Source organism: Candidatus Methylomirabilota bacterium, from assembly GCA_036005065.1.
In the GTDB taxonomy this organism is placed as follows: Bacteria; Methylomirabilota; Methylomirabilia; order Rokubacteriales; family DASRDR01; genus DASYQW01.
Genome location: DASYQW010000342.1, coordinates 1 through 7,408 on the forward strand (window position 1 = coordinate 1; position 7,408 = coordinate 7,408).

Below are 7,408 nucleotides of genomic sequence, written 5' to 3' on the forward strand. Positions count from 1 at the left end.
CTGGCCGAGAAGCTGCGCGATCGCCTGGTGGCCGGCGGTCGGGCGGCGGAGGTGCTCGACGGCGAGGACATGCGCACGCATCTGTCCAGGGATCTGGGGTTTTCGAAGGCGGATCGCGATACCAACATCGCCCGCATTGCCTTCGTCGCCCGCCTGCTCGCCCGCCACGGCGTCATCGTCATCACGGCGGCGATCTCCCCCTACGCCGAGGCGCGGGCGGACGCGCGCCGCGCCGCCGCCCGGGCCGGCGTCACGTTCGTCGAGGTCTTCGCCGATGCTTCGGTGGAGTCGCTGGTGGCCCGCGATGTGAAGGGACTCTATCGCAAGGCGCTGGCGGGCGAAATCGCGCAATTCACCGGCATCTCGGATCCCTACGAGAGGCCCGAGTGTCCGGACGTCACCGTCCATACCGATCGCGAGTCTGTCGACGAGAGCCTGGAGCGTATCTGGTCGGCGCTCGGACCCTGTCTTTCACCGATCCGAGGTTCGTAGTAGAATCGCGTCCCGTGGCGGCTCCGGGCGCCATCGACGTCCACGCGCACTTTTTCCCCGAGGCGTTCCTCGCGCTCGTCGCCGAGGCGGGAGCGCCGGCGGGCGCCTCCGTGGATCGCTCGAACCCCGAGGGCCCGGTGCTCGCCGTTCCCGGCGCCCGGACCCCGCCGCTCGACGTGCGCTACTGGGATCTCGCCCGCCGCGCCCGTTCGATGGACCGGCAGGGCGTCGCCGTGCACGCGCTGTCCCTCACGGTGCCGATGGTCTACTGGGCCGACGGCGAGCTCGGGAGCCGGCTGGCGCGGGCCTTCAACGATGCGACGGCCGAGGCTCACACGGCGTACCCGGACCGCTTCGTCGGCTGCGCCACGCTCCCGATGCAGGACCCGGTCCGGGCCGTCGAGGAGCTCGAGCGCGCCGCGCGGTTGCCGGGTGTCCGGGCCGTCTACCTGGGGACTAACGTCAACGGCCGTGACCTGTCGGCGCCGGAGCTCTTCCCGGTCTTCGACCGCGCTCAGGCCCTGCGGCTGCCCGTTCTCCTCCACCCGATCGGGGTCATCGGGGCCGAGCGGCTCCGGGCCTACTACCTGAACAACCTCCTCGGCAATCCGTTCGACACCGCGGTGGCGGCGGCTCACCTCGTCTTCGGCGGAGTGCTCGACCGGCTCCCCCGGCTCACGGTCGGCCTGCCGCACGCCGGCGGCGCGCTGCCCTACCTGTGGGGCCGCCTGCGCCACGGCCAGCGGGTACGGCCCGAAGCCCAGAAGCGCGCGCGCCGGCCGGTCCCGGCCTATCTGCGGCGCTTCACCTACGACACGATCAGCCACGACCCCCGGGCGCTCCGGTACCTGATCGACACGGTGGGCGCCGACCGGGTGATGCTCGGGAGCGACTTCTGCTTCGACATGGGGTACGTGCGCCCCCGGGACATCGTCGTGGCCCGGACGGTCGGGCTCTCCCGCCGAGACCAGGAGCGGGTGCTGCGGACCAACGCCGCCCGCCTGCTCCGCCTCGACTGAGCGCGCCGATGGCCAGGGAAATCTCGATCGTGCACCACGCGGACCGGCGCCCCGACGTGGTGATGCCCTACGCGCCGGGCATCGTCGTGCGCCGCGGCCATCTCGTGTTTCTCTCGGGCGTGACGGCCGCCGCCGTCTACCACAGCCACCCCCACCGGGAGGAGGAGTTCGACCTCCCGCCCACGATGGCCGAGCAGGCGGTCCTGGCCATGGAGAACCTCCGGAAGACGCTGGAGGCGGCCGGCTGCACCATGGCCGATCTGGTGGCGGCCACGCGCTACCTGACCGACGTCCGCGAGCAAGACGACCTCAACCGGGTCTGGGCCCGCTACCTCGGCAGCCACCTTCCCACCACGACCACGGTCGAGGTGTCGCGACTCGCCACTCACCCGCGTTGCAAGCTGGAGATCTCCGCCATCGCGGTGACCGACGCCTGAGCGCCACGTGCGTGCGCGTCGACGGCGCTGATCCGGAGGAGGGGAAAGGAGCAGAGCGGTGCGGTATCTCATCGGGACTCGCGAAGGGCTGTTCCTCCACGACGGGTCCGGCACGCCGGCGGCGTCGGGCGACTTGTCGGGCCGCAGCATCCTGGCGCTTCGCGCGACGGGGGCCCGTCTCTTGGCCGGGACGGACGCGGGCCTCTTCCGGTCCGACGATGTCGGGCGATCCTGGAGACCCGGCGGCATCGCCGGCCGAGAGGTGTGGGATATCGCCGTCGCGCCCTCCGACGCGCGCGTGATCTACGTCGGCACCCAACCGGCGGCGCTCTACCGGAGCCGCGATCGGGGGGATTCCTGGAGCGAGATCGACGCCCTCGGGAAGACGCCTGGCGCCGAGCACTGGGGGCTCCCGAACAGTTCGGCCGGCGCCCGCGCCCGGACCATCGTGCTCGACCCCGAGGCGCCCGCGCGCTGCCGGGTCGGCCTGGAAGTGGGCGGTGTCCTGGCCAGCGAGGACGACGGGGCCAGCTGGACCTGCATCCTGCCCGGCGGAAACCCGGACATCCACGTGATGGCCGGCGATCCCGGCCGCCCCGGCGTGCTGTACGCGACCACCGGGTTCGGACGGATGGACTCTCGCGAACCGATGGAGCGGCGGATCGCCGGGCTGTTCGGCTCGGCGGACCGGGGACGGACCTGGCGCTACCTCTGGGCCGACCGAGAGCCCAAGTACACGCGCCCCATGAGCATCGATCCGCGGCCGCCGCACGCCCTGACGGTGGCCTGCGCGCCCAGCGCCTTCGTGAGCTTCCGGGATCCCGGCGGGGCCCGGTCGATGCTGTATCAGAGCACCGACGGCGCTCACACGTGGCGATCGCTGGGAGACGCCGAGCATTCCCCGTCGCCGGCCAACATCCTGGCCGTCGTCCCGGCCCCGGACACGCCGGGCGCGGTCCTCGTCGGGACGGATGTCGGCGAGGTCTGGCAGGTCAGCCCGGACGCCCGGTGGACGCTGGTCACGCGCGGTCTGCCGATGGTCCAGGCGCTGCTTCCTCTGCCTGATCTCCGGTAAGCCTCGGCTGCTCCGCCGGCTCGGCCGGCGGACCCGGAAGGGATACCGGGTGCCGTGGGACCGGCTCGACCTGGAGGATCCCGCCCGCCCGCGCTTGCGGGGCCGGATCGAGGACCTCGAGCCCTGAAGCCCGCGCTCGGAATGGGCAGATACGCGCGGCGGTTCGGCAGGAATCGAGTGCCCGATTACGGCCCCGCCGAGACCCCGGCGGCCGGTGTCAGTGACTGAGCCGGCGGACCTCTTCCTCGAATCCGGGCAGGATCGCCTTGAAGAAGGCGTTCTCGAAGAGGTTGACGACGATTTCCCAGGTGCTCGCCTTCGGGTTCGCCGTGGTTCCGGTGATCGGCGTCACCGTCGCGACCTCCTGCCGTGACCGGTTCTCCAGAAGCCTGGCCACACCACCGACGAGCTTCTCGTAGAGCTTGCGGAAGAGAGTCTTTTCCCGATCCTGTCGCTGGTCGTAGACCTTCATGTCCCTGAACAGCGGCTTGACGTACGCGGTGATCTGCCCGTCCTTGATCGCCAGCTCCGAGTAGAAGAGATCGTTCATCGCCGGCATCTCGGTATCGGTGATCCGGAAGGCGACGTCGAAGTTCGGGCCGTTCGTATCCGGGGTTATGCTCGGGTGCCCGCTAGGTCCCTTCGCCCGAGGGGTGCCCGGTATCGGGTCGTGAGCGGCGGCCTCGTCGCCGCCCTCCACGCAATACGCGCTGCACGGTCGCCGTCAGCAGATCGAAGTCGACAGGCTTCTCGACATGGGCGTCGAACCCCGCCTCCAGCGTGGCCCGGAGGTCGGCAGGGCTGTTGTACGCCGTCACCGCGATGAGCGGAATCCGGGCCCACCGCACGTCGTGTCGGACGCGGGTCGCCAGCTCGAGTCCGTCGATGCGTGGCATGCGGAGATCACTCAAGATGAGATCGGGGATCGTCGCCTCCAGCCCGGCCAGCGCCTCCTGACCATCGCTCGCGACGAGCACCTCGGCGCCCTGGGCGGCGAGCATCTGTCGAAGGGCGTCGCGGCTGTCGACATGATCCTCGACGACGAGGATCCGCAGACCGTCGAGCCGAGGCTCAGATCTGCGCGAGCGCTCGGCGTTCACCCGGGACTCGTGCGATGGGCATGAAGGATGATCGCTGGCTAGGCGGCGCGTGTCGCGGGGGGCCGAGGTCCGGGCCAAAAGGCGTCGAGTCGCCTCGCATCGAGGTCCGACGGCATCGCCACCGGACCGGGGCATCGCGGGACGATCGCCAGGCACCCCTCGTGGCGGCAGAGGCAGCGGACACCGCTCGGAATGTCCCCGGAGCCGCACCAGACGGAACAGGTGACACCCGCGCTCCGGCACGAGCAGATGGAGTTCGCGCAAGCCCTCAGGACCGCCATGGCGACCGCCTCCTCCGCGGAGATCGACGGAAAGTCACACGCCCGACGTTACTAGGGTGGTCAAAGTGGCCGGGGCTTGTCAAGGAGAATTCGCGAGGCTCCCCTAAGGGTTTCTTGTGAGCTTGACCGGGCGTGGTTCGAGCGGTGGGCGCGCTCGTCTACGAGGCTGAGGACGGCTCGGTCGCCTTGGCGGAGGGGGCCGCTCGGTGGCTGGCCCCAGGGATGCGCGACGGCTTGCAGGACTGATACCAGCCGGCGCCGAGCGGCGGTATCAGCCTTGCAGCCTGCAGTCGGGAAAGTGATGACCAGCGAGGCGAGACCGCGTATCCGTCGCCTTCCGGTCGGCGAGGCGCGGACGGCCCACAGCGCTCCGTGGAGACTGGGCGGGCTGTCGATCGGCCAGCTCGCGAAGCGGGTCTATGCGGAAGTCATGGAAGATGAGGTGCTCGATCGCGCCGCCGCGCTGTCCTATTACCTCCTGTTCTCGCTCTTTCCGGCTCTTCTGTTCCTGACGACCGTCGTCGGCCTTCTCCCGTCCCCGCATCTCATGGATCAGCTGATGGGTTACCTCACCCGCGTCCTGCCCGACGACGCGGCCTCGGTGATCACCAAAGTCCTGGCGGATGTCGTGCGGGGCGCCGACCGCGGCCTCCTGTCGATCAGCGCGATCGTCGCCCTCTGGGCCGCGTCGAGCGGGATGGCGTCCGTCATGGACGCGCTCAACGTGGCGTATCACGTGGAAGATCCGCGACCGTGGTGGAAGCGACGGGCCCTTGCCGTCGCCCTCACCATCGGCTTTTTCCTGTTTGCCATCACCGGCCTGCTCCTCCTGGTCTTCGGTCCGCGGATCGGCGAGACGGTGGCCGCCTGGTTCGGGCAGGGGGAGCTCTTCACCTTCGTGTGGAACATCCTCAGCTGGCCGGTGACGATCGCCCTCGTGCTCACCGGCTTCGCCCTCGTCTACTACTGGGCCCCGGCCGCCGAGCAGCAGTGGCAGTGGGTCACCCCGGGGTCTGTCTTCGCGCTCGCCGTGTGGCTGGTCGCCTCGATGGGCCTGCGGCTGTACGTGCGCTACTTCGGCAACTACAACGCCACCTACGGCTCCATCGGCGGTGTCATCTTGCTGCTGTTCTGGCTCAACGTCACCGGGCTGGTCCTCCTGGTCGGCGCGGAGGTGAACTCCGAGATCGAGGCCGCCGCCGCCGCCCGGGGAAATCCAGAGGCCAAGTCCCCCGGCGAGATGAGTCCGACGGCATCGCCGGAACCAGCCATCCAGAGTCGCCGCCACGGATCCTGACCGCGAGCCGCCAGGCGGCGCGCCGCTTTCCCCTCCGGCCGTCACGCCTTCCCGGAAGCTCCCCAGAGGTGACGGCGGTGTAGCATTGAAACGGGAGGGCCGAAGCTCTGCTACGGAGGCGAGACATGGAATCCGGCTTAGCTCCCGTCGGCGGCTCATCCCGTTCACGCGCCCCTCGAGCGGCCGGTAGCGCGGCCGACTCCGGCTGCTGAAGGGCCAGGAGCTTCGCCACGAAGGTGATGCCGGGGTTCAAGGCGGAACCGGGCCGAACGGGATCGGCGGCGGCCGCTTCCTCGCCGGGGGACAGGCGCCCATGAGAATCGGAAGGCATCTGCCGCGATTGACGTTGCTCTCGTGTACCCTCCTGTTCACCACCGCGCTCGAGGCCTCCGGCTGGAAGATCTTCACTTCCCCCCCGGGCGGATTCAGTGTCGCGATGCCGAGGGATCCCGAACGTCACGAGAGCATCCACCAGAGTTTTCTGGGTCCGATTCGCGAAAACACCTACAGCGTGACGACGGAGGGCGGAAGTTATAGTGTCGAGTATTCGGATCTGCCGGGGCTGGCCGTGAATCTGGGCGGATCTTGGCTGATCTTCAACAAGGCGAAAGAAGGTGTGTTGAAGGACAAAGGAGGCGCCGAAACGGACTTTCGTTCCATCTCTCTCGGTAAACACCCTGGCCGGGCGTTGAGTTTTCACGTTCCCGGGAAGCCTTCCGGCAAGGCCCATTTCTTTCTGGTGGAGAAGCGCCTCTACGTCCTGGTTGCGACGAGTTCCAGTCCCGCGAACGTCGAGACATTCTTGAGCTCCTTCAAGTTGCTTCAGACGGGGACCAAGGAGACGAGAGCGTCATCGGTGTCGTGAGCACGCGGGAGCTTCGACACCCTCGCCGGGATCGCGGCTCCCTATTCGGGTGAGCCGGGGCGATCGTCAGGACGCGGCGCGCCGCCCCGCGAGGCGATTTTCGGGCGCACCGAGGATGCGCGACCGAGGGTGCGCGAGGTTGACAGGTGTCGACTGAGCCCGTATTCTGTCGGCGCGGGGTCGTGGTGCAGCCTGGTTAGCACACTGGCCTGTCAAGCCAGAGGCCGCGGGTTCAAGTCCCGTCGACCCCGCCACCTTCATCGCCGCCTCCTTCGCGGCTTTTCGTCGGACCGCCGGGCGGTTCGGGGCCAGATCCCCGGGCCGCCCGTCGTCGTCTGGCGAGTGCCCGGATGCGCCAGCCCCGATCACGGCGCGCGCTTCTGTCTACGTCCGGCCTTCCGGGTCAGGTCCCGGACCACGCGGATCAGGGTGTCCGGATTCACGGGCTTCACGAGATGGCCGGCGAACCCGTGGGCCCAGGTGTTGATGTAGTCCGCGGCGGCGCCGAGCGCCGTGACGGCGAGGACGGGGATCTTCCGCCATCGGAGATCGGCCTCGAGGTGCCGCGCCAACGCCAGGCCGTCGAGCTGGGGCATCAGCAGATCGCACAGGATGATGTGGGGCCGCTCGTGCGCGTGCTCGAGGAGATCCAGCGCTGCCCGGCCGTCTTCGGCGAGAACTGTCCGGGCTCCAGCGTGCTCGAGCGTCCGGCGCAGCAGCTCGCGGGTGTCCGCGTGATCTTCGACCACCAGGACGACGAGGCCGCGGAGGGGCGCCGAGGATGTGGCGCTGCCGCGGCGGGCGGCGGATCGTCGCGCCCCGCGCAAGGATCGCGGCAGGCC

The 7,408-nt window shown here is 69.5% G+C and carries 9 protein-coding genes and 1 tRNA gene; 7 read left to right on the forward strand and 3 right to left on the reverse strand.

Annotated features, from left to right (window positions below):
• From cysC to VGW35_22750, 4 genes are all read left to right on the forward strand, one after another.
• Positions 1–492 (forward strand): adenylyl-sulfate kinase (cysC, locus tag VGW35_22735; protein ID HEV8310488.1); only part of this gene is annotated, 492 nt, incomplete at its 5' end.
• A gap of 14 nt (positions 493–506) precedes the next feature.
• Positions 507–1,511, forward strand: a complete 1,005-nt coding sequence (locus VGW35_22740; GenBank protein HEV8310489.1) for an amidohydrolase family protein — start codon at positions 507–509, stop codon at positions 1,509–1,511.
• Positions 1,512–1,519: 8 nt separating this feature from the next.
• On the forward strand, positions 1,520–1,948 hold the full coding sequence (locus tag VGW35_22745; protein HEV8310490.1) for a RidA family protein: 429 nt from the start codon (positions 1,520–1,522) through the stop codon (positions 1,946–1,948).
• 58 nt (positions 1,949–2,006) lie between these two features.
• Positions 2,007–3,023 (forward strand): hypothetical protein, encoded by a 1,017-nt coding sequence (locus VGW35_22750; protein ID HEV8310491.1) that lies wholly within the window; start codon positions 2,007–2,009, stop codon positions 3,021–3,023.
• A 217-nt stretch (positions 3,024–3,240) separates the two neighbouring features.
• Here the strand turns inward: VGW35_22750 and VGW35_22755 are convergent, their stop codons facing one another.
• Both VGW35_22755 and VGW35_22760 read right to left on the reverse strand, forming a co-directional pair.
• Positions 3,241–3,582 carry a hypothetical protein gene (locus VGW35_22755; protein HEV8310492.1) on the reverse strand — a complete coding sequence of 114 codons (342 nt, stop codon included), beginning with the start codon at positions 3,580–3,582 and terminating at the stop codon, positions 3,241–3,243.
• Between the two features lie 73 nt (positions 3,583–3,655).
• A complete protein-coding gene (locus tag VGW35_22760; protein ID HEV8310493.1) occupies positions 3,656–4,123 on the reverse strand; it encodes a response regulator in 468 nt (155 codons plus the stop codon).
• Between the two features lie 582 nt (positions 4,124–4,705).
• Here VGW35_22760 and VGW35_22765 point away from each other — a divergent pair.
• From VGW35_22765 to VGW35_22775, 3 genes are all read left to right on the forward strand, one after another.
• Positions 4,706–5,701 (forward strand): YihY/virulence factor BrkB family protein, encoded by a 996-nt coding sequence (locus tag VGW35_22765; GenBank protein HEV8310494.1) that lies wholly within the window; start codon positions 4,706–4,708, stop codon positions 5,699–5,701.
• Positions 5,702–6,014: 313 nt separating this feature from the next.
• Positions 6,015–6,566 carry a hypothetical protein gene (locus VGW35_22770; GenBank protein ID HEV8310495.1) on the forward strand — a complete coding sequence of 184 codons (552 nt, stop codon included), beginning with the start codon at positions 6,015–6,017 and terminating at the stop codon, positions 6,564–6,566.
• Positions 6,567–6,742: 176 nt separating this feature from the next.
• Positions 6,743–6,820, forward strand: a tRNA-Asp gene (locus VGW35_22775).
• 111 nt (positions 6,821–6,931) lie between these two features.
• On the opposite strand, the gene VGW35_22780 is transcribed toward VGW35_22775, so the two are convergent.
• Positions 6,932–7,408: response regulator (locus tag VGW35_22780; GenBank protein ID HEV8310496.1), on the reverse strand; the 477-nt coding region annotated here is incomplete at its 5' end.

Bases quoted from the DNA above. Each gene is read 5' to 3' on its own strand.
- VGW35_22765 (HEV8310494.1), top strand. From the start codon at position 4,706: ATGACCAGCGAGGCGAGACCGCGTATCCGTCGCCTTCCGGTCGGCGAG.
- VGW35_22745 (HEV8310490.1), top strand. From the start codon at position 1,520: ATGGCCAGGGAAATCTCGATCGTGCACCACGCGGACCGGCGCCCCGAC.
- VGW35_22755 (HEV8310492.1), bottom strand. From the start codon at position 3,582: ATGCCGGCGATGAACGATCTCTTCTACTCGGAGCTGGCGATCAAGGAC.
- VGW35_22770 (HEV8310495.1), top strand. From the start codon at position 6,015: ATGAGAATCGGAAGGCATCTGCCGCGATTGACGTTGCTCTCGTGTACC.